Source organism: Acetobacter sicerae, assembly GCF_011516765.1.
Classification (GTDB): Bacteria; Pseudomonadota; Alphaproteobacteria; order Acetobacterales; family Acetobacteraceae; genus Acetobacter; species Acetobacter sicerae.
Genome location: NZ_JAAABN010000005.1, coordinates 240086 through 264505, shown reverse-complemented (window position 1 = coordinate 264505; position 24420 = coordinate 240086). Strand labels below are relative to the sequence as shown.

Annotated in this window: 20 protein-coding genes and 2 pseudogenes; 7 read left to right on the top strand and 15 right to left on the bottom strand. The window is 54.8% G+C overall.

Annotated features, from left to right (window positions below; all coding sequences use genetic code 11):
* Positions 1-100 precede the first annotated feature (100 nt).
* The 12 genes and pseudogenes from GVI59_RS08090 to GVI59_RS08040 all read right to left on the bottom strand — a co-directional run.
* Positions 101-223 (bottom strand): annotated as a pseudogene (locus GVI59_RS08090) (LysR family transcriptional regulator); the annotation flags it as partial.
* A gap of 504 nt (positions 224-727) precedes the next feature.
* Entirely contained in the window at positions 728-1531 is an 804-nt protein-coding gene (fdhD, locus tag GVI59_RS08085; RefSeq protein ID WP_338422080.1) for a formate dehydrogenase accessory sulfurtransferase FdhD, read from the bottom strand.
* Positions 1528-1674 carry a hypothetical protein gene (locus tag GVI59_RS19370; RefSeq protein WP_338422082.1) on the bottom strand — a complete coding sequence of 49 codons (147 nt, stop codon included), beginning with the start codon at positions 1672-1674 and terminating at the stop codon, positions 1528-1530. Before GVI59_RS19370 ends, fdhD begins: the two co-directional genes overlap by 4 nt.
* 36 nt (positions 1675-1710) lie before the next feature.
* Positions 1711-1988: pseudogene (locus GVI59_RS19365) on the bottom strand (molybdenum cofactor biosynthesis protein MoaE); the annotation flags it as partial.
* Positions 1989-1999: 11 nt separating this feature from the next.
* On the bottom strand, positions 2000-2242 hold the full coding sequence (locus tag GVI59_RS08075; protein WP_173573767.1) for a MoaD/ThiS family protein: 243 nt from the start codon (positions 2240-2242) through the stop codon (positions 2000-2002).
* Positions 2230-2841 (bottom strand): molybdenum cofactor guanylyltransferase, encoded by a 612-nt coding sequence (gene mobA, locus GVI59_RS08070; RefSeq protein WP_173573766.1) that lies wholly within the window; start codon positions 2839-2841, stop codon positions 2230-2232. Before mobA ends, GVI59_RS08075 begins: the two co-directional genes overlap by 13 nt.
* A 90-nt stretch (positions 2842-2931) precedes the next feature.
* Positions 2932-3981, bottom strand: coding sequence for a GTP 3',8-cyclase MoaA (gene moaA, locus GVI59_RS08065; protein WP_173573765.1), 1050 nt, complete (start codon positions 3979-3981; stop codon positions 2932-2934).
* 14 nt (positions 3982-3995) lie between these two features.
* Complete coding sequence (locus tag GVI59_RS08060) at positions 3996-6299, bottom strand: FdhF/YdeP family oxidoreductase (protein WP_173573764.1); 2304 nt, start codon at positions 6297-6299, stop codon at positions 3996-3998.
* Positions 6300-6315: 16 nt separating this feature from the next.
* The gene (locus GVI59_RS08055; RefSeq protein ID WP_173573763.1) at positions 6316-6780 is read right to left on the bottom strand and encodes a nitrate reductase associated protein; all 465 of its coding nucleotides are present in this window, start codon (positions 6778-6780) and stop codon (positions 6316-6318) included.
* Positions 6781-6819: 39 nt separating this feature from the next.
* Complete coding sequence (locus GVI59_RS08050; RefSeq protein ID WP_173573762.1) at positions 6820-6969, bottom strand: DUF2474 family protein; 150 nt, start codon at positions 6967-6969, stop codon at positions 6820-6822.
* Positions 6956-7975: a cytochrome d ubiquinol oxidase subunit II gene (gene cydB, locus GVI59_RS08045; protein ID WP_173573761.1), complete on the bottom strand. Its 1020-nt coding sequence runs from the start codon at positions 7973-7975 to the stop codon at positions 6956-6958. The genes GVI59_RS08050 and cydB overlap by 14 nt, the downstream gene beginning before the upstream one ends.
* A gap of 3 nt (positions 7976-7978) precedes the next feature.
* Complete coding sequence (locus GVI59_RS08040; protein WP_173573760.1) at positions 7979-9412, bottom strand: cytochrome ubiquinol oxidase subunit I; 1434 nt, start codon at positions 9410-9412, stop codon at positions 7979-7981.
* 981 nt (positions 9413-10393) lie between these two features.
* Here GVI59_RS08040 and GVI59_RS08035 point away from each other — a divergent pair.
* Complete coding sequence (locus GVI59_RS08035) at positions 10394-11686, top strand: MFS transporter (RefSeq protein ID WP_173573759.1); 1293 nt, start codon at positions 10394-10396, stop codon at positions 11684-11686.
* Positions 11687-11962: 276 nt separating this feature from the next.
* Here the strand turns inward: GVI59_RS08035 and GVI59_RS08030 are convergent, their stop codons facing one another.
* The 3 genes from GVI59_RS08030 to GVI59_RS08020 all read right to left on the bottom strand — a co-directional run bounded on the left by GVI59_RS08030 (position 11963) and on the right by GVI59_RS08020 (position 16324).
* The gene (locus GVI59_RS08030) at positions 11963-13675 is read right to left on the bottom strand and encodes an alginate export family protein (RefSeq protein ID WP_242013011.1); all 1713 of its coding nucleotides are present in this window, start codon (positions 13673-13675) and stop codon (positions 11963-11965) included.
* A 221-nt stretch (positions 13676-13896) separates the two neighbouring features.
* Complete coding sequence (locus GVI59_RS08025; RefSeq protein WP_173573758.1) at positions 13897-15186, bottom strand: MFS transporter; 1290 nt, start codon at positions 15184-15186, stop codon at positions 13897-13899.
* A gap of 232 nt (positions 15187-15418) precedes the next feature.
* The gene (locus tag GVI59_RS08020; RefSeq protein WP_173573757.1) at positions 15419-16324 is read right to left on the bottom strand and encodes a LysR substrate-binding domain-containing protein; all 906 of its coding nucleotides are present in this window, start codon (positions 16322-16324) and stop codon (positions 15419-15421) included.
* A gap of 131 nt (positions 16325-16455) precedes the next feature.
* Between GVI59_RS08020 and araD the strand changes: the two genes are divergently transcribed.
* The 6 genes from araD (at position 16456) to GVI59_RS07990 (ending at position 24324) form a co-directional block, all read left to right on the top strand.
* Complete coding sequence (araD, locus tag GVI59_RS08015) at positions 16456-18237, top strand: L-arabinonate dehydratase (protein ID WP_173573756.1); 1782 nt, start codon at positions 16456-16458, stop codon at positions 18235-18237.
* 42 nt (positions 18238-18279) lie between these two features.
* Positions 18280-19107 (top strand): HpcH/HpaI aldolase family protein, encoded by an 828-nt coding sequence (locus GVI59_RS08010; protein WP_173573755.1) that lies wholly within the window; start codon positions 18280-18282, stop codon positions 19105-19107.
* Positions 19108-19176: 69 nt separating this feature from the next.
* Positions 19177-19473: a hypothetical protein gene (locus GVI59_RS08005; protein WP_173573754.1), complete on the top strand. Its 297-nt coding sequence runs from the start codon at positions 19177-19179 to the stop codon at positions 19471-19473.
* Between the two features lie 338 nt (positions 19474-19811).
* Positions 19812-21503, top strand: a complete 1692-nt coding sequence (gene aspT, locus GVI59_RS08000) for an aspartate-alanine antiporter (RefSeq protein ID WP_198912151.1) — start codon at positions 19812-19814, stop codon at positions 21501-21503.
* 26 nt (positions 21504-21529) lie between these two features.
* Complete coding sequence (locus GVI59_RS07995) at positions 21530-23119, top strand: bifunctional aspartate transaminase/aspartate 4-decarboxylase (protein WP_173573752.1); 1590 nt, start codon at positions 21530-21532, stop codon at positions 23117-23119.
* 113 nt (positions 23120-23232) lie between these two features.
* Positions 23233-24324 carry an asparaginase gene (locus tag GVI59_RS07990; protein ID WP_173573751.1) on the top strand — a complete coding sequence of 364 codons (1092 nt, stop codon included), beginning with the start codon at positions 23233-23235 and terminating at the stop codon, positions 24322-24324.
* The last annotated feature ends 96 nt before the right edge of the window (positions 24325-24420 follow it).

Genomic DNA, 24420 nt, shown 5'->3' with positions numbered 1-24420 from the left:
TCGCTCAAACTGAACAGGGACTTGGGATCCATAGTAGGCCTCCGTGATCGCGTAACTTCAATGAATCACCATAGCCGTCCAAACGCTACCGGTTTTTGCGGGTCTCCAGCTGACGAATGGCGCGTGAGAGCGCGGGTTGCGAGACGTGACAGGCCTCCGCCGCTTTCGAGAAGCTTTTCTGTCGCTCCAACTCGCGTAAGTAGTATAGTTGATTTAAAAACATAGATTCCTTCCTGCCAACCAAGAGTAAACGACATCATTTGCAAACATAGATCAAGTTCAAGACGTTTCCATTTCAGGTTAATCAGCCTAAATATTTATGCCTCATAAACATTGGCCGCCTTCGTAACGGGTGGTGACTACCTATTCCTTTGAGGAAAAAATATGAAATATAATGTAGATATGTTATTATGCGTCACAGTTATAATTGCTGAAACACGGTGAGATGGGGCAAATTGCCAATCCGTAGATACCTTCCTTTTGCATTATATACAGTTTATAATAAGCATAACTGAATATTTCCACCTATTAAAATTCATACACGCTTCATAAAAACAATAATACAAACCAAAAAACCGTAAATATTCATAAAAAATACAATATTACATAAAATTTTTAATAAAATTTATTGCGTTTAAAAAGTCACTCTTGCTCCTGAAAGTTTTTATTCCATAAAATACTGAACACAATCCGATAGAAATCCTGTCATGTCGAATATGAGACCGTGCTATGATTGCAGGCGTGAGCCTCCACAAAAGACAAGCTGCCGATCAGGACGCGCGATAGCGATAAGTGTCTGATTCATCTGCTCAGCCAATCGCAGCGCGCGATCTGTCGGTGCAGAAATCGCAACAACCGTTTCCATACCAGCCCGAATGGTCTTAAGCGCCATCTCATACGAGTAACGACTGGTCAGCAAGCAGATCCCGGGCTCTGACAGCCTGTTGTCCCGCATACGACCGCCAATCAGCTTGTCGAGCGCATTATGTCGTCCGATATCCTCACGGATCATCTGGATGTGGCCCTCCATGCTCGCCCATGCTGCACCATGAACCATATGCGTGCTGGTGTTCAGCGCTTGCCACTGATCAAGATCGCGCAAAGCGCGCCGCACCGCATGAGATGTGATCTGGGTGTCGAAAGAAAAGGGATTACGTGCAATGCCCGCAACCGAAGGAATATCGTCACTTCCGCAAATACCGCAGCTTGAATGTCCGGTCTGCGCCCGAGGCGCACGCTTGAGCAAGCGCGCAAGGCAGTCGCCAGTGATTGTAATGTCCACCGTCAGGCCGTCGTCGCAATCCGCCACTGTCACCGATCTGACCTGATCACGGCAATCAATAATCTCTTCCGTCAGACAGTAGCCAAATACAAAATCCTCAAGATGACCCGGCGTCAACATCATCACACCGTGAGGCAATATCTCGTTGAACACCATCCTGACCGGGACTTCGTCCGCGATATTGAGCGCCATCTGCTCATCGGGACGCCCAAGAGGCGCCACCATTCGTCTCTGAAACAGAGGAGTCACGCAAACGCTCCGGAAGAGCCATTTTTTACGGCTGGTATGGAAGCGCCTTCAGCGGCCTCGTGACATGCAAGCCATTCAGCCGCGCCATTACTATAATGCTCGCGCTTCCAGATTGGTACACGCTTCTTGATCTCATCAATCACGTAACGGCACCCTTCAAAAGCTGCATCGCGATGCGCGGCTTCGCACCAATCCACACAGCGATTTCACCAACACGCAGATAACTCGTCCGATGCATTGCCGACACTGCGATGATGTTGAAACGCTGCTGAGCTTCCTCAAGAATTGCCTGCCCTTCAGAAGTAGCAAGCGGAACGAACGCTACATATTCAACACCTGAAACGGATCGTCCATCATTCGTGCAGCGGACCCATCCTTCAAAACTGCAAAAGCCGCCCGCATCCTGCCTTAGAAGGTTTTCTCGAAAGACGCTTATATCCGCAGGCTCCTCCGTCATAAGGAAAAGGTTCATCCCCCTGTCACCGGTGGGATGAACACAACATGATCATCGTCTTTCAGGCTCTGATTCCATGGACGGAACTGAGCATTGACCGCGACCCGCATTCGGGCTGGCGAAAGCGCAAATCCGTAATCCCGTTGCAGTTCGCCATACAGAGCGGCTGCGGTGACGGCATCGGTGTCACGTATCTCCGTTCGGCAGCCAGCAAGATCACCGAACTGCGCGAAATATTCCAATCTTACGCGGGGCATTGAAGATCCAGACTGTTTCCAAATTTATCCATGATCATCGCGAACTCGGCGGGCGTATTGATGTTTTCCAGAGCAGGGGAAGCAGGCGGCGGCAGAAGACAGATGGTGTCGCCAGCCAGAACGTCCCGTGGCCTGACGACACCAACCGCAACATTCTGATGCAGCCTGTCCAGCGCTGCGGGTTCCCAGATCGTGCAAAGAGGCTCGGCCAGTCCATCATGCAGACTGCGAAAAGCCACGGCTGTATAGCGTGCCTCCCGCGCATTGATCAGCGCAGCAAGCGTTGGCTGGTTCATCAGAGGCAGATCACAGGCCAGAACCAGCCATGCGGCTTCGGGAAATGCACCATGAGCCGCCAACAAACCGGATGCGGGACCACAATCGTCGAGCATGTCCACGATCTGCGGATAGGACTGCCTGAGCGGATCGTCGCATTGCTCTTTTCGCACGGACACGAAACAGCGTGTCACACAGGAAGAAAGAAGATCGAACGTGCGTGCAAGTTGCGGGCGTCCGCCATATGGAATCGCGGCTTTATCCACCCCCATGCGTCGGCTCCTGCCACCAGCAAGAACAAGGCCGTAAAGCGGCGCGACCATCAGACAGTCACCATGGGCATCACCAGACTGCCATGCAGAATCTTTGCGCTTTCATCCAGATGCGTGAGAATCAGTCTGCGTCGGGTCATCTCATCCTCCAATGTAATGCATTTCTATTTTCTCGTTCTTCCGAGAAACCAGAGCCGCTTCTCCGCCAATGAACGCCTGCGCACGATCTTCACTGTATTGATCCGCGCGGTTGCACCAGTTCTCCACAAGCACCTGCCGAAGAGCCTGTTCGTCTCCATTATTTCGGTCATCGCGCAGAACGGCGCGCAGATCAGTGCCTTTTGTCGCGAAAAGACAGGTGTACAGCTGTCCATCTGACGATAACCGCGCTCTTGAACAGCTTCCGCAGAAAGGAGCTGTCACCGACGAGATGAAGCCGATTTCGCCACCACCATCGGCATAACGATAACGCCGCGCCACCTCCCCACGGTAACTCGGGTCGAGCGCTTCAAGTGGCCATCGAGTCTGAATTCTTCGAAGCAATTCGGAGGACGGCACGACATCGTCATGGCTCCAGCCATTGCGATTGCCGACATCCATATATTCAATCAGACGCACGATGACGCCGGTATTGCGGAAATGATCCAACAGGTCTGGCACGCCTGCATCGTTCACACCGCGTTGAACGACAGTATTGATCTTTACCGCATCCGGGAATCCCGCATGACAGGCTGCGCCAACGCCGCGCAGCACAGCCGACAGTTCGGCTCTTCCACCGCTGAGACGCGCAAATATGGCCGGGTCGAGGCTATCCAGACTGATTGTGACGCGGCTCAGACCGGCTTCACAAAGCGCCGCCGCGTGACGTTCCAGCAGGACACCATTCGTCGTCAGCGCCACGTCCCGAATGCCCGGAATACGCACCAGCCGGGCGACAAGATCGGGAAGATTTGGGCGCAGGAGGGGCTCTCCCCCTGTCAGCCTCAGCTTCGTCACACCCAGTCCCGCCGCAACGCGCGCCACGCGCTCGATCTCGTCAAAGTCCAGCCGCTCGGCTGTTTTCAGGAAACGGAATCCCTCGGGATACGCCGCCTCCGGCATGCAGTAAGGACAGCGGAAATTGCACCGGTCCATTACCGAAATCCGCAAATCCCGGAGCGGTCGGCCCTGCAGATCCCGAGCAACTTCCATCTGTGCGTTCCTCGCTATCCCGCGATCCGGATCGGCGGCGCAGACGCCACGCTCGGCACCACTTTGACCGGGATAGCCTTCGCAGCCGGCGTGCCACTGATCTCATCAAAAAAATCAAGCGGCAACAGAGGGTTGAGTTCCGGATAATACCCGGCGATGGCTCCACGGGGCATCGGGTAATCGAGGATCGTCAGCCCATCGACGTGACGCCGGTAACCGTCATCACTATAGGTCTCAAGACCGATCACAGCACCATTTTCCAGTCCCCGGTCTTCACGATCATGCCTGTTCATGAAGATCACGAGACGGTTGTTATAAACGCCACGATACCGGTCGTTGTTGCTGTAGATCGTCGTATTGTACTGATCGTGCGAACGGATGGTCGCCAGACGCAGCATTGCCGGATCATCAATCACCTCATTAACCTCAAGTCCCGGCATGACGAGGAAATTGGCTTTTCCGTTCGGGGTCATCCACACGCGACGACGTGGCGGAATATCAAGATGGAAGCCTCGTGGATTTTTGATCTTTTCCGAGAAATCCGAATAGATTGCTGGATAGACAGCCGCGATCCTGTCACGGATAAGCGTGTAATCCTCGATATAGTCCGCCCAGGGCGTCTTTGAATCCGGCAGGGTCGCCATGGCCATACGACAGATGATTTCTGTCTCGGGACGAACATCGGGACTGACTGGCTCGAATACGCCACGCGATGCCGTAACATTCGCCATCGCATCTTCAATGGTGACAAACTGCTCACCTGCTGCCGTGCGGATGATCTCCGAGCGGGACACAACGGGCAGGATCAGGGCGTCCTTGCCGTGTACGAGATGACCGCGATTGAGTTTGGTCGCCACGCCCACTGTCAGATTGAGTTTCGCCATGGCGGCGTAGGAGCGCTCGGTGTCCGGAATCGCCCGGACAAAGTTGCCACCCATTCCGAAAAACACCTTGGCGGTTCCGGCCTCCATTGCCTCGACCGCTTCCAGAACATGATGGCCGTGTTCTCGCGGCGGCTCAAAGCCGAAAACATCACGCACGCGGTCGAGATATTCCTGGGTAGGCTTCTCATCGATCCCGACCGTGCGGTCGCCCTGCACGTTGGAGTGACCGCGGATCGGGGCGATACCGGCTCCCGGTTTGCCGATATTACCTTTCAGGAGCAGGATATTGGCTACCTGCTGAAGCAGATGGGAGCCTTCCTGATGCTGGGTCAGCCCCATGCCATAGCAGATGATCGTTGCATTGGACCGGGCGTAGATTCCGGCGATATGACGGATCTGTTCTTCCGTGATTCCGGAAACCCGTGTGATATCAGCCCATGATACGGACATGATGTCGGCGCGCAGGGCTTCGAGACCAGCCGTATGTTCTGCGATGAACGCCTTGTCCAGAACGTCTTCACCACGATCTTCGGCTTCGAAAAGCGCCCGCATCATGCCTTTGAAGATGGCCAGATCCCCGCCGATCCGTACGTGAACGAACTCGCTGGAAATTGCGGTCGAACCAAAGGTTCCCATCTGCAGGAAGTCCTGCGGTTCGGTGAACCGGATCAGCGCCCGTTCAGGCATCGGGTTGATCATGATGATCGGCACACCGCGCTTTCGCGCCTCGACCAGATTAGTCATCATGCGTGGGGAATTGGTGCCGGTATTCTGTCCGATGACAAAGATCGCCTCGGCCTGTTCGAAATCAGCCATGACGATAGTGCCTTTGCCGATACCGAGAGCAGGCGGCAGCCCCCGCGATGTCGGCTCGTGACACATGTTCGAGCAGTCAGGAAAATTGTTGGTGCCGAATTCACGCACAAAGATGGAATAGAGGAACGCCGTCTCGTTGGCCGTTCTGCCAGACGTGTAGAATTCAGCCTGATGCGGGCTGTCCAGCGATCTCAGATGCTTTCCGATCAGGGCAAAGGCGTCATCCCACGCAATAGGGACATATTTATCCGTGGCGGCGTCATAGCGCATCGGTTCGGTCAGGCGACCCTGCATTTCGAGCCAGTAATCGCTCCTTTCCATCAATTCCGTAACAGTGTGCTGTGCGAAGAACTCCCGTGTCACACGCGCCTTGGTCGCCTCGTGAGCCAGAGCCTTTGCGCCGTTTTCACAGAATTCGAGCGTTTTACGGTGATCGGGGTCAGGAAAAGCGCAACTCGGACACTTGAAACCACCGGGCTGATTCATCGCGAGCAGGCCGCGCGAGCCTTTCACCAGCACGCTCTGTTCCATGAGGACTTTTGCGGTCGCTCCCGCAGCCCCCCAGCCGCCTGCCGGATGGTGATAGGGCTTGAACTCGGACTCTTTTTCTTTGCTCATGATACAGACCCTATCCTTAAAGGATGCCGAACTCTTTCAACGCCGGAACAAAATTCTCATTTTCATGCTGTGAACGCGCGAGTTTGATCAGTGCGAAGCGTTCAAGAGGTGTCAGTGCGGCCCATTGCTGCGAAGTCGGTGGCGCCACAAGGTCCGTCTGCGCCTGCGTTAACACTGCCTGAGGCATGGATTCAGACTGTTGCCACTCTTCCAGTCCCTGTTCCCCCAGATAACGGACGGGTTCATCCGCGCGTGCTGCAATCCGGTCAAGAACAAAGGCACGATAGGCATCCTGCTCCGACTGCGTTTGACACGGCATGTCCACCAGCCTGCTTCTTTCCTCATGCGACAGGCGACTCCATTGGCGGAGCGTCATCTTGATGCCGATCATATCCAGCTTCTGCCGTGTGATCATCGGAATACAGCGCAGAGATCCGGCGAAGTCGCGTTCAAATCCAAAAATCTTTGAATTTTCAAACATTTTCCTGTCTCCCGCAGTTTTTGAACACATATGCGTGACTCATCTGGGCACCAGAAGGTGGAGAAGCGACGCCGCACAGAAGAAGGCGGCAGTACTCGCCATCCATATCCCTGCAAGCCACGCCAGGCGGAAACTCATGCGACGGGGAGCGCTGCTGCCGTCACCGCGCACAACTTCAATGATAGCCATCAGTTTCCGACACTTTCCCGCGAAACACGCGATAGGAGTAAATTGTGTAGGTCAGGATGATTGGTAGCATGATTGCCGTTCCGACAAGCTGGAAAAACTGGCTTGAGGGCGGAGAAGATACATCCCACAGGGTCAGGGAGGGCGGCACGGCGTAGGGCCAGATCGTGATTCCCAGTCCGGTCAGGCACAGAAAAAACCAGCCCAGAGCGCACAGGAACGGCACGCGCGAATGTCCTTTGCGCAACGCGGACGCCATCAACGCACCAAGCGCCACGAGCAGGAGCGGAACAGGCGCGACAAGAAGGATGTCAGGCCAGTCCGTCCAGCGATGGAGATAGGGTTCGTGTAAAAAGGGCGTCCACAGGCTGACGGCAACGATCCCTGCGAAAAGTCCGACCGCCAGTCGTGCAGCCCAGTGTCTGCAGGCGGCTTCGAGCTGACCGGTCGTCCGCCATACCAGCCACGTCGCGCCGAGCAATGCGTAGCCGCACATCACGGAGAGGCCGCAAAGAATGCCGAACGGCGTCATCCAGTCAAAAGCACTGCCGGAGAAGGCCCCATCCGTGACCGACACGCCCTGGATCACGCCGCCGAGGATCGTTCCCTGACAGAAAGCGGCGAGCGCCGATCCGGCCATGAAACCGAAATCCCAGTGTCTTTCACGGACTGTGCCCCTTGTCATGACACGAAACTCGAAGGCGACGCCACGAAAAATCAGGGAGGCCAGCATCACGATGATCGGCAGATAGAATGCCGGCAGCAACGTGGCGTAGGCTCCCGGGAACACGCCGTACAGAACGGCTCCTCCCAGCACCATCCAGGTTTCATTGCCATCCCAAACCGGTGCGATCGTGCTGACCATCACATCCCGCCTTGTCCGGTCGCGCTCAAGCGCAAACAGCATGCCGATGCCAAGGTCGAAACCGTCCAGAACAACATAAATCGAGATCGCAGCGATCAGGATGACGCCCCAGATGATGGGGAGCCAGTGTGCAAAATCCATCATTCTTCAGGCTCCTTTGCCGGTAGAGGCGTTGACGACGGCAGGATGCGTCCGGATGGCCAGAATTTCTGGAGCCTGTGCGGGATCGGGGTTGCTTTCTCCTTCTTTCGGTTCGTGACCCAGCATCCGGACGAGAATGCCAAGGCCCGAACCAAAGACGAAGATGTAGACAATGACGAATATGGTCATCGACACCACCATGCTCGACAGTACGACCGGCGAAACGCTGTCAGCAGTTCTCAGGAGACCGTAGACAGTCCACGGCTGACGTCCGACCTCAGTGGTGACCCAGCCACAGAGCAGGGCGAGAAAGCCCGCTGGCGCCATGGCCAGAGCGACACGATGGAAAAGAGGACTGGTAAAAAGCGTATTGTTGCGACGATGCCATAGTGACCAGAGTCCGACCAGCAACATCAGCATCCCCAGAGCCACCATGATGCGGAACGAGAAGAAAATGATCTGGGATGGCGGTCTCTGGTCGCGGGGAAAGTCCTTCATACCCGGAACCTTGCCGTCCAGACTGTGGGTAAGGATCAGCGACCCCACCAGCGGAATACCGACTGCATAATCCGTGTGTTCGGTCTTCATGTTGGGTATGCCGAACAGGAGTTCCGGCGCATGCCCTTCGCTGGTCCAGTCGCCTTCCATCGCAGCAAGTTTGGCAGGCTGGTATTTCAGCGTGTTCAGCCCATGCGCATCCCCCGCGAGAATCTGGATTGGCGCAACGATCGTCGCCATCCACATCGCCATGGAAAACATCACACGCACGGGTTCGCTGGAGATTTTGCCCTCACGTCGTGATTTCAACATGTGCCACGCACCTGTTGCGCCAACCGCGAAAGCCACCGAGAGGAAGGCCGCCAGTGTCATGTGCACGAGACGGTAGGGAAATGACGGATTGAAAATGATCGCCAGCCAGTCATCAGGGAGGAACTGACCGCTTGTCGGATCGATCCGGTAGCCACGCGGCGTCTGCATCCATGAATTCGACGCCAGAATCCAGGTTGTTGAAATCAGCGTGCCAATCGAGACGCAGCAGGTAGCGGCAAAATGCAGTCCACGTCCGACCTTGTTCATGCCGAACAGCATCACCCCCAGAAAACCCGCTTCAAGGAAGAAGGCGGTCATCACTTCATAGGACAGAAGAACGCCTGTGATTGGACCGGCTTTTTTCGAGAAGATGGACCAGTTCGTACCGAACTCGTAAGCCATCACCAATCCGGAAACGACGCCCATGCCGAAGACGATGGAAAACGCCTTGATCCAGTAGCGATAGAGATCGAGAAAAACCTGTCGTCCTGTTGTCAGCCACAACCCTTCCAGCACCGCGAGATAGGCAGCAAGACCAATCGAGAATGCAGGAAAGACGATATGAACGCCCACTGTGAAGGCAAACTGGAAACGGGCCAGCAGCAGAGCGATGTCATGCGCATTATGCATCAGTTTTTTCCGAAATCATTTCGACGTGATCGAAGCACTGGAGGCAGTTCAGAAAGGACTGCATTCCAACCGGCCGTAATCTGTGCGGGTATGCTTTCATCAAGGAATACGTCTACCTTAAAACACGCCGACATTGTTATGTCATGTTCAGGACATTCTTCTACAGAGACTAATATCGCTCCGTCCAATACTCTATAATTATGAAATTATGCGTTTCAGTTATACGGAAATCCTGTTTCCGCAATGCTTATTGCAAGGTAGCATCATCGAAGCTGAAAAAGTCATCGGAGATTTTTCCATCACTCACCGGAGGTGAGCAGGAGCGTGCCGTAGGCTTCCGGACGATTGACTTGTGTGAGCGGGATAGGATCTTCTTTGGGATGATCCTCATCTGTGCATATGTGATGACCGACAACACGATCGTCCATACGAATCAGGCAAACTGACCACAAAAATCTACGCCACCGTCGATGCTACTGAAAAAGCCGGAGTCTTTCACTGATGCTGGGACAAAGGGCTAACATAACTGGATCAGATCAGGGGTATCGCAACAGGAGAGGACCAACTGAAATCAATTCTCCTTACCGCCGTTCAATTCATCTCCGAATATCATCGAACTTAACTGGCGAGGCAATCCAAGCCACTTTTCCAAATTCCTGCTCTTGAGTATAATCGGCGATCTACACTGAATCCTGCCGCTTTCATGAGAACATCAATTCAAAATAATTCTACAATTTAGAAGAAACTTTTCATACTGAGGCTTGTTTTAATGCGGATGACAGTCACGCAGAATTTCAAGTCGTATCCATATGGAAAAATATTGATATATTCTGTAAAATAATATCAGTTTCAAAAATATATTATGATAAAAATATTCACTTCAAAACGGGCATTAAAGAAGAAAATATTTCTGGAAATGGAAATTATATTTCGTCGCGCAATGAGTCCTTCAAAACAAGAACTAAAAAGAAAGAGGAAAACATGTCAGACATTTCTGCAAGAGAAACACACACCATAAACAGGATTGCGTGGAGAATCCTGCCTCTGGCGACTTTATGTTATCTTGGAGCGTATATAGATCGCCAGAATATTGGCTTTGCCAAACTGCAAATGGCTGCTGATCTGCATATCAGTGAAACGGTCTTCGCTTCCGGGGCTTCGTTGTTTTTCATTGGCTACATGATTTTTGAGGTTCCCAGCAATATGCTGCTCCATAAATTCGGAGCGTCCAGATGGATTGCCAGAATTGGATTGTCATGGGGAATTATTACAATATTACTGGCGTTCACCAAAAGCACGCTGATGTTTTATGTTTTAAGGTTTCTTCTTGGAACGGCAGAAGCAGGCCTGTATCCGGGTATAATCTATTATTTATCCCTATGGTTTCCTGCCCAGCATCGTGTTCGCATGATGGGATATTTCACGTTGGCCAGTAGTGTTGGCAACATGTTGAGCGGCCCGCTCTGCGGCTGGCTTCTGAGTCAGCATGGCTTCGCATCTCTGGCCGGTTGGCAAATCATTTTTCTGGTCACAGGAATTTTCCCAACAATCCTGGCGGTCCTGGTATTCTTCTTCCTTCCCGAGCGACCTGAAACTCAGACTTTTCTGGATAATACTGAGAAAAAATGGCTGATCGACACGCTGGAAGCTGAACGGCAACACGTTCTTCAGCGTGATACACGGCATGCCACCCCTCTCAGCGCGATATTTGATATCCGTGTAATGGAACTGGCTGTCTGTTTCATGCTGATTTCGATAGCCAGTTATGGATTGAGCTACTGGCTACCCTCTCTGGTCAATAATTTTGGTGTAAGTTACACGATAAATGGCTTTTTGAACGCCATTCCTTATCTTCTGGGCACACTGGCCCTGATTTTTTTGGTTCCCGCAGTAAGAAAAGGAGATCGACCACTTTATGCAATGCTTACAGCTTCTGCTTTGGGAACCTTATGTTTTGCACTGTCTGTTTTCATGCATGACAATGTATCACGCTTTTTTCTGCTCAGTCTTGGCGGGCCTTGCATCTATATCCTGTTACCCTGCCTGTGGGTGTTACCGTCCAGATTCCTGAAAGACGCCAAGGCCGCCGTAGGCATTGCAACCATTACATCCGTAGGGGGCTTTGGAGCATTCCTCGGTCAGAATCTGGTGGCCTGGACGCGCTACTGGAGTGGAAGCCCAGATCTGCCCATGCTTGTCCCCGCAGCCGCATGCCTTATTCTTTTTATGATGATTTTCAAAATGATTTCTTCAACCAGAAAAAATCAGATCTGACACAAATCGTTCGTGACCAAGTTATTTTCAAAAATACACACGCGGAAAATCGATATTTCATCGATCTTCCGTGCTGTATGCCAATATTACATCATCCGGCAGACGCAGATCAGCCTGAATGTGACATAAGATGGATTCAACCACAGAAAACAAATCTCAAATAGATTATTAAATGAAAGAATCTTCTGAAAAAATTCCTTACCCTGTATAAACAACCGGTAATTGCCAGCCTCTGCTGGCTCGGCAATTACACAGTCTGCAAAATGCAATATGATTTCAGAATGTCAGTTCCAGATTTGTCTGAATATAAGCGCCCTGAGCGGCGCCGGACCGCAAAACATTACGACCCAGAAAGACATATTCGCCCTCAAGGCTGAAGCTGATATGCCGGGTTGGTCGCCAGTTGAAACTGGCCTGCGGCAGGACCCCTGTATAATGACCACGAGGACGATAGGGAAAGGCAACAGTAGACTGCGGATATATCCCGTCATGTGTACTGTTGCGCCACATAACAGGAGATTTCATTTGCAGTGATGTGTTGCTTGTTGGTGTAAGTGTCACAAGCGGCCCAATACTGATCAGATTCTGCATGTTGAAATAGGTGCTCAGGTCAAGATAGGAGGCCGAGGGTGAGTAAGGCGAGAGAAACCCGCCCCATGTGCTGGTCGAACTGGTCCGGTAATCACCGCCCGACACATCGTCGAACTGAAGTCCCAGAGAAGGCCGTCCCCACCAATGGCTGAAACGCCATGACGCCTGGGCATTGACGGACCACGCATTCACTTTTCGGGAAGGGCCGTTTTTCTCCTGTTGAAACGTACCTCCCTGCCACATGCCACCAACAGAGAACTCGATCGGGCCAGCATTGCCCCAGATGCGGGTGCCGGGTGTATCGCGATGCGTCGAACCGGTTGTATTTCCATGCATGGCTGCAAGGGAACTGTCGTCAACGATGAAACCAAGATAGAATGTATCTGCAAAAATCTGGCTTTTCTGCCCAAGGAATTTGAATTCTGGAACAGCGTAGGACGTATAGGCTCCGAAAAGCCTGTTTCGCCACCCTACTGTGTCCGCGAAGGGTTTGAGAGGAAGTTCGTTCGTCTGTGTCAGATCGAAGAGATCAACGCGGAACCGTTTCCAGAAGGCGTAACCACGCACACCGTTCCAGGAAAACGGGATCGATGGATACACACTTCCGCCAGTGAAATAGGCGGGAGCATCCAGAAACTTGTAACGACCGATCATGACACCGGTTTTTGCACCGAGAATGTTCCCTTTTATTTCAAGAAAAGCCTGATGCAGGTCAATTTTGCTGCGCCAGCGTCCTGTATAACCGTAGTAATTGATACCGCCAGCTTCACCGCTCATCAACTCGCCATACAGACGAACATGCTCTGTCAGATGCAGATCCGCGCCAATATTGAAACGCAGGTTCGATCGGTAGGAAGGAGAGCGTTTTGTCGCGCCAAGACCGGCATTCTGATCATAAAAGCCATGATGACGGAAGTTACCGCTAAGGCTGAGGTAAATATCCCCTTCGTTATTGAACGGAATATATTTGAGCGCATCCATCGGATCGAGATGATTGCGTTTGTCACGCAGGTTCGACCAGTCTTCCGCCCACCGGGCCACGGCATAATACGCAACAGTTCCAAAGCCCGCAGCCGCGCCTGAGTTGGTGTTAAAGACACCCCAGGGCCCCTGATGCAGCACTGCGCCAGGCAGCTGATGCAAACCCAGAGATTGTGGCTGTCCGTAGAGTTCCGGTCGGGACGTCAATGGTGGCAGAAGCTGTGCCCGGCTCAGTTTTGCGGGCGTGGCTGTGGAAGAATTGCCCGTGGCCGCAGCATCTGATGGTGCAGTTCCAGTCTTTGCATGGGCAACAGGCGCTTGCGTCGATGTCTTGGTGGTGCCGTGTGATTTCCGGACAACGACATGTCCTGCTGTTATCGGGAGATTTTGTGCCGTGGGTGCAGTTGTCTGCGCCATGGCTCTCCCTGCCCCAAGAGCACAAAGACTCCCGGTGACAAGCCAGAAGGAGGAAACGCAGACCGTGCGGGGAAAAGAAGATGTGCAAGGAAGGCGATAACGCCTCCCTTCGCAATACGCGAATTCTTGACTGTTCATGACAACGTCCTTGTATTTTTTGTTTTTTTGACAGGACGCGCCTTTCTTCCTTCATGCTCGGAAGAAAAGGCTCGCAGGTTACCTCAGACAGGCAGAGCGAGACGCCGGATCTTTCCGACGACAAAGAGATAAAGCAGGATAGCAGCAAGACAGTGCACAGCGACGAACAGTAATGCACCGTCATAGGAAGCCGTCAGCGACACGATGTAGCCAACTGCGATCGGCGTTACGATCCCGGCAACATTGCCGATGCCGTTAAAAATACCGGCCGCCAGACCCGGAACTTCTTTCGGGGCAATGTCGGAAATGACAGCCCACCCGATCGCGGCCACACCCTTGCCGAAGAAAGCCAGTGACATGATGGCGACGATGAGCAGTGGTGACTGCACGAAATTGCAGAGGCAAAGCGTTGAAGCGAGCCCCATTCCGACAATGAAGGGCGTCTTGCGCGCGAAACTCGCTGAACGACCGGAACGCAGCAGCCTGTCAGACAGCGCTCCACCGACGATGGCGCCAAAAAGACCGCAGAGCGCCGGCACGCTGGCGGCAAAGCCGGTCTGTGTGAGTGACAACCCGCGCGCCTGATGCAGATAGGACGGAAACCAGGTCAGAAAGAAATACAGAATGACATTGATACAGTACTGTCCACCATAGACGCCCAGTAAGGTCCGGTCCGTGAGCATGAACTGGATCTGCCTGCGATTGAGCCTGTGTTTTGTCTGCTTGCTCTTGTCATCGATATCGACGAGAGCGCCGCCTTCACGAATATAAGCCAGCTCTGCGGCGCTGACGCTCGGATGCTGGGCGGGAGGACGCATCGTCACCAGCCAGAGCACGGCGAGCAGCACGCCCAGCAGTCCCATCATGGCGAAGATGTATTCCCAGCCGAGCCGTTGCGTGACCCAGCCCATCAGGGGTGCGAAGAACGCGACCGCGACATATTGCGCCGAGTTGAAAATGGATGTCGCAAGACCTCTTTCGCCGATGGGAAACCAGCTTGAGGTGATGCGACTGTTGGCTGGAAAAGCTGGCGCTTCCACCAGACCAAGTCCGGCCCAGAGTAGGAACAGCACAGGAAAAGCCAGCGCCTGCGGGACATGACCAGCGCCAGAGATCGCCAGCGTACACAGCGACCACGCGAAGAGGCTTACGCCGTACACGCGTATGGAACCATAGCGGTCAAGCAACCAGCCTCCGGGCACCTGATTCAGCACATAGGCCCAACCGAATGCGGAGAAGACATAGCCCATGGAGACCGGGCTTAACCCGAGATCGTGGGATATGCTCGATCGTGCAATTCCGAGAGTCGCACGATCACCGTAATTGATTGCCGTGATGGTAAACAGGAACGCGAGAACGAAGTATCGGATCATCGTTCGCCGTTCGGAGCTTACGGTTTCTGACGGGAATGTGGCGGTTGGGGTTTCTGATGACCCTTTTATTATATTCACCCTGTGTCTCCCTTGATGCGGGATCTGGAACACGCTGGACTGCTGCTGGCGGACGAGCCACTGGAACTCCACGATCACTGCGCAAGACACAACGCTCTGGGTGTCGTAAGATCAAAATCAATCTGTAAATGAATCAATTCAAAACTGATATCGCTTAGGCTGAAAGCTCCCTTTCTTCGATGAAACGGGCGATCACATTCGTCACATTACCCAAAACCAGACTTGGATTGTCAGCCCGATAGGCCATGAACAGTTCGGCGGAAATATCCGCTCCAAAGCCAAGACTGCGATAAACAACGTTGCTGATGCCAAGGCGTGAGGCCGACTGGGGAATCAGGGCCATCCCCATTCCGGCCTTCACAAGGGCGAGCAACGCATGAATCTGGGTCAGATGGTGGACAAGCTTCGGCCGAATGTCCGAACTGATCAACAGCCGATGCACAAGATCGTGAAAATATCCGCCACCGAGCACGGAATACATGATGAGTTCCTGCCCATCGAGGTCCGAAGGCATCACGACTTCCAGCCGGGCCATGGGGTGGTCTTCCGGAATGGCTGCGAGCATGGGTTCCCTGATGATCCGACGCAGCTCGATGTCCGGCGCATCAAAATGCGGCCGGATAAAACCGATATCCAATCGACTCGAAGCCAGAGCCGAAAGCTGATCACGCGTAATCATTTCTTCAAGAATCAGATCGACGTCGGGATAATGGCTGCGCAGCGCTGAAATCAGACGCGGCAGAAAATCGTAACTGCACCCCGGCGTGGATCCGATCGCAATCTGGCCCAGCGCTCCGCGTCCTGCCCGTCGCGCGGCGAGCGTCGCATCTTCAGCATTCTGCAGCAGGCGTCGTCCTTCCGCCAGAAAAACGGCCCCGGCCTGCGTCAGACGCACGACGCGGCTGGTACGCTCCAGCAGTTCGACGCCCAGCACATGTTCGAGAAGCTGGATCTGCCGACTCAACGGCGGCTGCGTCATGTTCAGGCGTGTAGCCGCCCGCCCAAAGTGGAGTTCTTCCGCGACGGCGACGAAACAGCGGACCTGAGTGAGCTGAAGCATCAATATCAATCCTGTCTCAAACCATACCGTATCTAATCTGGACAGCCTGAGTCTGTCGCGCCCTAACTGAGGTGACAAACGCCCGCCACGCGACAAGCACACGTATCGGGATGGACGAGGGAGAATAATATATGACTGAAGACGCCGGAGAGCGCGCCTCGACCCCTGGCCCAGAGAAGGCCGACAAGATCAGGCTACGGAGTGAACGGTGGTTTGGGCCGGCCGACCTGCGCAGTTTCGGGCATCGTTCACGTGCGATGCAGATGGGTTATGATCCGAAAGACTGGGAAGGCAAACCGGTCATCGCCATCCTCAATACCTGGTCAGATATCAATCCCTGTCACATGCACTTCAGACAGCGGGTAGAGGATGTGAAACGGGGCGTGCTCGAAGCAGGCGGCTTCCCGATGGAGTTTCCCTCGATCTCGCTATCCGAAAACTTCATGAAGCCTACGACAATGTTGTACCGCAACATGCTCGCCATGGAGGCTGAGGAACTGCTTCGCGCCTATCCGGCGGACGGAGCGGTGCTGATGGGCGGCTGCGACAAGACCACCCCGGGCCTGCTTCTCGGCGCGATCAGCATGAACATTCCGACGATCTTTGTGCCCGCCGGCCCGATGTTGCGCGGCAACTGGCATGGAAAAACCCTGGGTTCAGGCGCGGATTCATGGAAATACTGGGATGAACTGAGGGCTGGAAAGATCACTCAGGAGGACTGGCGCGGTGTTGAGGAAGGAATCGCCCGTAGCGCCGGCACCTGCATGACCATGGGCACAGCCAGCACCATGACAGCCATCGCCGAAGCGATCGGTCTGTCATTACCTGGCGCCAGTTCCATTCCGGCCGTTGATTCCAATCATATCCGCATGGCGAAAAGCTCCGGACGACGGATAGTGGATATGGTGCGTGAGGGTCTGCAGCCTTCAAAAATAACGACACGCGCCTCATTCCGGAACGCCATCGCCGTCGCCATGGCCATGGGCTGCTCGACCAATGCGATCATCCACGTCATCGCCATGGCGCGGCGGGCGGGCGTCAATATCGGTCTCGACGATTTCGATCGTCTCAGTCACGAAGTGCCGGTTATCGCCAATGTGCGCCCCACAGGCACGACCTATCTGATGGAAGATTTCTATTACGCGGGCGGTATTGCGGCCCTGATGAAGCGTATTTCGGGCTTTCTGGATCTGTCCTGTCTCACCGTTACCGGCAAGACCGTCGGCGAAAACATCGACACGGCTCAGGTCTATAACGACGATGTCATTCGTCCGTTGGATAATCCAGTCTTTACCGGCGAGGCGGGGGGCGCCCTGACCGTCCTGCGTGGCAATATTGCGCCAGATGGCTGTGTCATGAAACCTGCCTGCTGTGACAGAAAATTCCACAAACACAGTGGACCGGCTCTTGTTTTCGACGACTACCCGTCGATGAAAAAGGCTATTGAGGACGAGGATCTGGACGTAACCGAAAACCATGTTCTCGTTCTGCGTAATGCGGGACCGTTGGGAGGCCCCGGCATGCCGGAATGGGGAATGCTGCCGATTCCAAAGAAACTTATCAAACAGGGTGTGCGTGACATGCTGCGCCTTTCCGACGCACGGATGAGCGGCACCAGCTATGGCGCATGTATCCTTCATGTTGCACCGGAAGCCTATATCGGCGGCCCGCTGGCGCTTCTGAAAACGGGCGACATCATCTCTGTGGATGTGGAGGCCCGTTCGATTTCAATGGAAGTCTCCGAGGAGGAGATGGCGCGACGCCGGGTCGAATGGAAAGCGCCCCCGCCGCGTTATGAACGGGGCTACGGCTGGATGGCGGCGCATCATATCATGCAGGCCGACAAGGGATGCGACTTTGACTTCCTGCAAACCGATTTCGGCGGGCCGGTCTCCGAACCCGTGATCTACTGAACCCGGACGCAGTTCTGACAGGCACCGATGGAGGGCAGGACGATGAGTGTTATCCCCAGAAACCCCATACGTCGCATCTGGGCGGAAGGTCGGGCCGTATTGAATGGCTGGCTGTCCATATCCAGTCCGTTTTCGGCCGAGATCATGGCCTCCGCTGGCTACGATTCCGTGACCATCGACATTCAGCATGGAGCCGTCGATTACACCGGTATGCTCCCCATGCTTCAGGCGGTGCGCGCCTCCGGTGTGGCGACTATGGCGCGGGCAAGCTGGCTGGATCCAGGCTCAATCATGAAAATCCTCGACGCCGGGGCGTGGGGCATTATCTGCCCCATGATCAATACGCGCGCCGAAGCGGAACGGCTGGTTTCCTATGTGCGGTATCCGCCGAATGGCACGCGCAGCTTTGGACCGACACGCGCCAACTTCGCCCTTGGCAGCGACTATGCCGCCTTTGCCGATGATGAAGTGGTGTGCTTCGCGATGATCGAGACGGCACAGGCCATGGCCAACCTCAATGAGATTGTCAGAACGCCGGGACTGGATGGCGTTTACGTGGGGCCGGCCGATCTGACGCTGGGCCTGACCGGACGCCGGTATCGGACCGGGTTCGATCGGGAAGAACCGGAGATGGTCGAAGCGATCCAGCGCGTCATTGCTGCGGCCCATGGCGCCGGCATTCGCATGGGGCTGCATAACGGCACCGCATCCTATGCCGCAAAGGGCGTTTCCTGGGGGGCCGATCTGGTCACGGTTTCCAATGATGTCCGTCTGCTTGCTCAGGCGGCCGAGAATTCCGTTGCTGAATTCCGCAAAGATGCAGGCTCTCCCTCCATCGTGACGAGAACGGATACGGCTTCAGGGTATTGATCGCGGAACCGCCCGATCTGGAATAGGAAGAACATCCGCAAACGACTACGCCGCTGGTACAGAAGCGGTGTGGTCGAGTGGGTTTTCCGGCAGCGGTCCATTGCTGATCATAACGAATACATCACAATAGATATGATCGTTGTCCGTGCGCATCAATTAGCACAGATGCTCGTAAAGGAAGGAGGCGGATCAGGCCATCGCCCGATCACGCGGCAGACCGAGCACGAAATCCACGCTGTGGCTGATGCCACAGAAAGAATGGATATCACTGCTGCAGAACCATTGCTCAATAAAGTCGAACCCGAAGCCTTTATTGCCGACGAAGTTTATAATGCAGGTCTTTTTAGCGGAAACCTTAAACAATGATGACCACACCGCTTATCCACCAAAGAGAAACCTGTAAAACTCCCGTAAAAACCTATTTCTTTCTATAAATATAGAAACGTCTTCGAACGCTCCTTCACAAGTCTGAAGCAGTTCAGGGAGATTGAAACGCATTCCAACAAGACAAAATAAAAACAAAAAATTTTATTATTTTACTTATATAGAAAATATATTCATTCCAATATAAAAACATTACGATATAAATATGATAACCCTCGAAGTATTAAATATTTTTTTATTGATCTTCATCAATGACAAAAAATGTGCACACCACCAATGGTCGCGCACGAAAAACCAGAACAAGCCAAAGGAACCTCGCGTTGCACGCATTCACTGCCCCATTGGCCGGCCTGTTTGGTGCGTGTCCGGAAATCGCCCTCTTTCTCGCACTCGTAATCGGATGCTGGATCGGCCGCTTCCGTTTCGGCTCATTCCAGCTTGGAGGCGTGGCCGGCTCACTGCTCGCCGCCGTTCTGCTGAGCCAGATAGGCGTACACATCGACTCAGGCATCAAGAATGTCCTGTTCGCACTCTTCATCTATGCTGTGGGCTACCAGAGCGGTCCGCAGTTCTTCCGCTCCCTCGGACGGCAGTCCCTGCGGGAAATCCTGATGGCCGTCGTGCTGGCCGTCACGGGCCTGATCACGGTCGTGGCGGTTGCCCGCATGTTCCATCTCGACAAGGGACTGGCCGCCGGTCTGGCGGCCGGTGGCCTCACCCAGTCGGCCATCATCGGTACGGCCGGCTCTTCACTTGAGAAACTTGGCCTGCCGCTCGCGCAGGTGCAGCAGCTTCAGGGCAATGTCGCGGTGGGATACGCCGTAACCTACATCTTCGGGTCCATCGGCCCGATCCTGCTGTGCGTGAATGTCCTGCCGTGGTTCATGAAACGGGGCATCCGGGAAGATGCAATCAAGGCCGAAGCTGCACAGGCTGGAGGCGTGCATGTTCCGGGTGAAGGTGAAGTGCCCGCACTGCCGAACCTTATCGGAAGAGCTTATCGCATCACGACATCAGGCCTTACGGTTTCCAGCATCGAAGGCATGGCGCACGGCGTAACGGTCGAACAGATCCTGCGTGACAGCAAGGAAACAGGGGTGGGCGGCGATGTCACACTGATGCCCGGCGATCAGGTGCTGCTTGTCGGGCAGCGCGCTGACATCCTCACTGTGGGACAGAAGATCGGGCAGGAGTGTGGCGAAGTCCCGGGGATGGATATTGCGCTGATACGTCGCGATGTCGTTTTGTCCAGAAAGGATTTTTCTGGAAAAACGGTTAGTGAGTGCGCACAGTCCCTTTCGGCCGCCACACGTCACGGCGTCTATCTCGTGGCTCTTTCCCGCGCAGGCACCCCACTTCCTGTCACCGGCGACACGTCCGTAAAAGACGGAGATGTGGTGACACTACTCGGCACATCGGCAGACGTGCAGCGTGTCGCAGCCCTGATCGGCACGATCCTGGTCCCTTCCGTAAAGACCGATCTGGTCTTCCATTCCCTTGGCCTCGCGCTTGGCCTGCTGATCGGTCTGGGCGTGGTGCATATGGGATCCGTTCCGCTTACGCTCGGCAGTGGCGGCGGCGCACTTCTTTCGGGGCTGCTGTTCGGCTGGTACCAGAGCCGCCATCGCGCAAGTGGCAACATGCCTTCCGCAGCCTCAAATCTTCTGGTTGATCTGGGTCTTGCCGGCTTCGTCGCCGTCACGGGACTTCAGACCGGCCAGCAGGCCATCGCGACCATCATGCAGCACGGAATCACGCTCTTTCTCCTGGGCGTCGTTGTCACGCTGGTGCCGCTCATCCTCACCATGTTCTTTGGCCGCTACGTGCTGCGTTACGACAACACGGCCATTTTTGCCGGAGCGCTTGCAGGCTCGCGCAGCGCCAATCCCGCATTCGGTGAGGTTCTGAACAAGGCGGGCAATGCCGTGCCGACAACACCGTTCGCCATCACCTACGCGGTGGCGAACGTGTTGCTGACACTGCTCGGACCGCTTGTGGTCGCATTTTCCTGAACATTCCACGGCAAGGAGACCGGACAATGTCCATCGATTACTCGAAATATCGTGATCTCAGTCCTTTTGAACTGAAAGATACGCTGATCGCTCTTGCTTCCTCAAAGGCGGATCGCGTGATGCTGAACGCCGGTCGTGGCAATCCCAATTTTCTGGCCACCCTGCCCCGCGACGCTTTTTTCCTGTTCGGCCAGTTCGCGCTGTCGGAAGCACGCCTGTCGCTGTCCTATCTCTCTCCGGGGCTCGGTGGCACCGTGCGTGTGGAAGGGATCGAAGGACGTTTTGACCGCTTCGTTGCGGACAATCATGGAAAAGAGGGCGCGGCTCTTCTCGCTCATGCCGTCAGCTATGTGCGTGACCAGATGGGACTGCCCGCTGGCGCATTCCTTCTGGAAATGGTGGAAGGCGTGCTCGGCTGCTATTATCCGACACCGCCTCGCATGCTGACATTGAGCGAGAAAGTCGTGGGCCAGTATGTGCTGCGCGAAATGGTTGGGGGCGCACTTTCGCTCGACTCCACAGACTTTTTCGCGACCGAAGGTGGCACGGCCGCCATGGCCTATGTCTTCAATTCCCTCAAACAGAACGATCTCATCCGCAAGGGCGACAAGGTGGCTATCGGCATGCCCATCTTCTCACCCTATATCGAGATCCCGCAGCTTGAGGAATACGGTCTCGAAGTCGTTGCCGTGCAGGCCGATCCCGCTCTGGACTGGCAGTATCCGGACAGCGAGCTTGAAAAGCTGCGCGATCCGGCCGTGAAGATGTTCTTCTGCGTCAACCCGAGCAACCCGCCATCGGTCAAGATGAACGATGCCTCGCTTGAGAAGATCGCCTCCATCGTCAAGGATCGTCCGGATCTGATGATCCTGACCGATGATGTGTATGGAACATTCGCCGACGGCTTCCGCTCACTGTATGCGGTGTGCCCGCGCAACACGATCCTTGTCTATTCCTTCTCGAAGTATTTCGGTGCGACCGGCTGGCGTCTGGGTGTCATTGGCACGCACAAGGACAATCAGATCGATGCGCGTCTCGCACAGCTTCCGGCGGATGCAAAAACGGCGCTGCAAAAGCGTTATTCCAGCCTGACGACAGACGTGTCCTCTCTGAAGTTCATCGATCGCCTGGTTGCCGACAGCCGTGCTGTGGCCCTCAACCACACGGCCGGTCTGTCAACGCCGCAGCAGGTCCAGATGGTCCTGTTCTCCCTGTTTGCGCTGATGGATCATGAAGGCCGCTACAAAGCCACCCTCAAGAGTGTCATCCGTCGCCGCGAGGCCGCGCTGTATCAGGAACTCGGAGTGAAACCGGCGGAAGATGCGAATGCGGTAGATTACTACACTCTCATCGACCTTGAGGACACATGTCGCGCTCTCTATGGCGAGGACTTCGCAAAATGGATGCTTGCACGAGCCAGCACGGGAGAAATCCTGTTCCGCATCGCGGATGAAACCGGAATCGTGCTTCTCCCGGGAGCGGGTTTTGGCGCCATCCGTCCCGCGGCGCGCGCTTCTCTGGCCAATCTCAACGAGTTCCAGTATGCAGCGATCGGACGTTCCCTCCGCAAGATGGTTGAGGAATATCACGATCAGTTCGTGAAAACGCAAGACTAAGTCAGACTGGTCTGGAAGCGCCGCTTGCCGCTTCCAGACCATTTCCAGAGTTTCGAACCAAAGACGCAGGAACATCTCCCCTGTTTCCAGTTGCCAAAGGACTGTTCCGCCTTATGTTTTCCCTCCGTGTCCTACCGTTTTTCCTTGTCTCTTTCAGTGTGATGACGATGTCGCCAGTCAATGCCCGTGCCGCAGATATGCAGACAACCCAGCCACAGACAGCATTGCCACGCGTGCTGGTTCTGGCCACCGGCGGCACCATCTCGGGAAAGGCCGATGCCCGCTCGGCCATTGGTTATGACGCTGGCGCTGTCACGGGCGAGCAACTCATTGCGGGCGTGCCCGGCGTGGAAAAGCTGGCGCGACTGAAGGCGGAGCAGATCTCCAACATTGCCTCGCAGAACATGAACAGTCAGGTCTGGTTCCGTCTGGCTGAACGTATTCATGAGGCTTTCGCAAGGAACGAAGCGGACGCCGTTGTCATCACGCATGGTACGGACACGATGGAAGAAACGGCTTTCTTCCTCGACACTGTAATCGGCGCGTCCCATCCTGTGGTCCTGACCGGTGCGATGCGCCCGAGCACGGCCATCAGCGCGGATGGTCCTGCAAATATGTATGAGGCGGTGAAAGTGGCCGTTAGTCCACAGGCGCACAATCGGGGCGTGCTGGTCGTACTGGATGACACAGTTCATGCCGCGCGCTGGGTAAGCAAGACGCATACCACGGCTCTGGAGACTTTCCAGTCGCGCAATGCTGGACCTGTGGGAACGGCTGACCCGGCAAATGTGCGCTTCTTCGGTCCTCCACGCGCCGAAATCCGTCTGCCGCTGCCGCAAAACCATCTTTTGCCAAAGGTCGAGATTATCTACGCACATGCGGATATGGACGCCGCCCAGATTGACGAAGCGGTGAAGGCCGGAGCGCGAGGCATCGTGATCGCCGGCATGGGCGACGGCAATGTATCGCAGGAGGCGCTTGCAGGTCTGGACCGCGCTGTGAAAGCAGGGGTCGTCGTCGTGCGTTCCTCCCGTGTAGGAGACGGATTTGTAAATCGGAACGTAGAGGTCGATGACGATCAGCACGGACTGGTGGCGTCTTTTGATCTCAACCCACAAAAATCGCGCATCCTTCTGCAACTTCTTCTTGCCAATGGCCGGAACAGGCCGGCAGACATCCAGTCGGTCTTTGGTGCGGGCTATTGAACGGAATGAGATGTGGTCGGAACGGTGCGTAAGATCAGGCTGAACCGGAGACGGAAAACGTACGCCCACGGAAAACGTCATGCAGGAAAGGCCTTT

What these genes read in the sequence shown, in the direction of transcription:
- GVI59_RS08075 (WP_173573767.1), bottom strand. Translation starts at nt 2,242, where the DNA reads ATGCCCCGCGTAAGATTGGAATATTTCGCGCAGTTCGGTGATCTTGCT.
- mobA (WP_173573766.1), bottom strand. Translation starts at nt 2,841, where the DNA reads ATGGTCGCGCCGCTTTACGGCCTTGTTCTTGCTGGTGGCAGGAGCCGA.
- moaA (WP_173573765.1), bottom strand. Translation starts at nt 3,981, where the DNA reads ATGGAAGTTGCTCGGGATCTGCAGGGCCGACCGCTCCGGGATTTGCGG.
- GVI59_RS08060 (WP_173573764.1), bottom strand. Translation starts at nt 6,299, where the DNA reads ATGAGCAAAGAAAAAGAGTCCGAGTTCAAGCCCTATCACCATCCGGCA.
- GVI59_RS08055 (WP_173573763.1), bottom strand. Translation starts at nt 6,780, where the DNA reads ATGTTTGAAAATTCAAAGATTTTTGGATTTGAACGCGACTTCGCCGGA.
- GVI59_RS08050 (WP_173573762.1), bottom strand. Translation starts at nt 6,969, where the DNA reads ATGGCTATCATTGAAGTTGTGCGCGGTGACGGCAGCAGCGCTCCCCGT.
- cydB (WP_173573761.1), bottom strand. Translation starts at nt 7,975, where the DNA reads ATGATGGATTTTGCACACTGGCTCCCCATCATCTGGGGCGTCATCCTG.
- GVI59_RS08040 (WP_173573760.1), bottom strand. Translation starts at nt 9,412, where the DNA reads ATGCATAATGCGCATGACATCGCTCTGCTGCTGGCCCGTTTCCAGTTT.
- GVI59_RS08035 (WP_173573759.1), top strand. Translation starts at nt 10,394, where the DNA reads ATGTCAGACATTTCTGCAAGAGAAACACACACCATAAACAGGATTGCG.
- GVI59_RS08030 (WP_242013011.1), bottom strand. Translation starts at nt 13,675, where the DNA reads ATGGCGCAGACAACTGCACCCACGGCACAAAATCTCCCGATAACAGCA.
- GVI59_RS08025 (WP_173573758.1), bottom strand. Translation starts at nt 15,186, where the DNA reads ATGATCCGATACTTCGTTCTCGCGTTCCTGTTTACCATCACGGCAATC.
- GVI59_RS08020 (WP_173573757.1), bottom strand. Translation starts at nt 16,324, where the DNA reads ATGCTTCAGCTCACTCAGGTCCGCTGTTTCGTCGCCGTCGCGGAAGAA.
- araD (WP_173573756.1), top strand. Translation starts at nt 16,456, where the DNA reads ATGACTGAAGACGCCGGAGAGCGCGCCTCGACCCCTGGCCCAGAGAAG.
- GVI59_RS08010 (WP_173573755.1), top strand. Translation starts at nt 18,280, where the DNA reads ATGAGTGTTATCCCCAGAAACCCCATACGTCGCATCTGGGCGGAAGGT.
- GVI59_RS07995 (WP_173573752.1), top strand. Translation starts at nt 21,530, where the DNA reads ATGTCCATCGATTACTCGAAATATCGTGATCTCAGTCCTTTTGAACTG.
- GVI59_RS07990 (WP_173573751.1), top strand. Translation starts at nt 23,233, where the DNA reads ATGTTTTCCCTCCGTGTCCTACCGTTTTTCCTTGTCTCTTTCAGTGTG.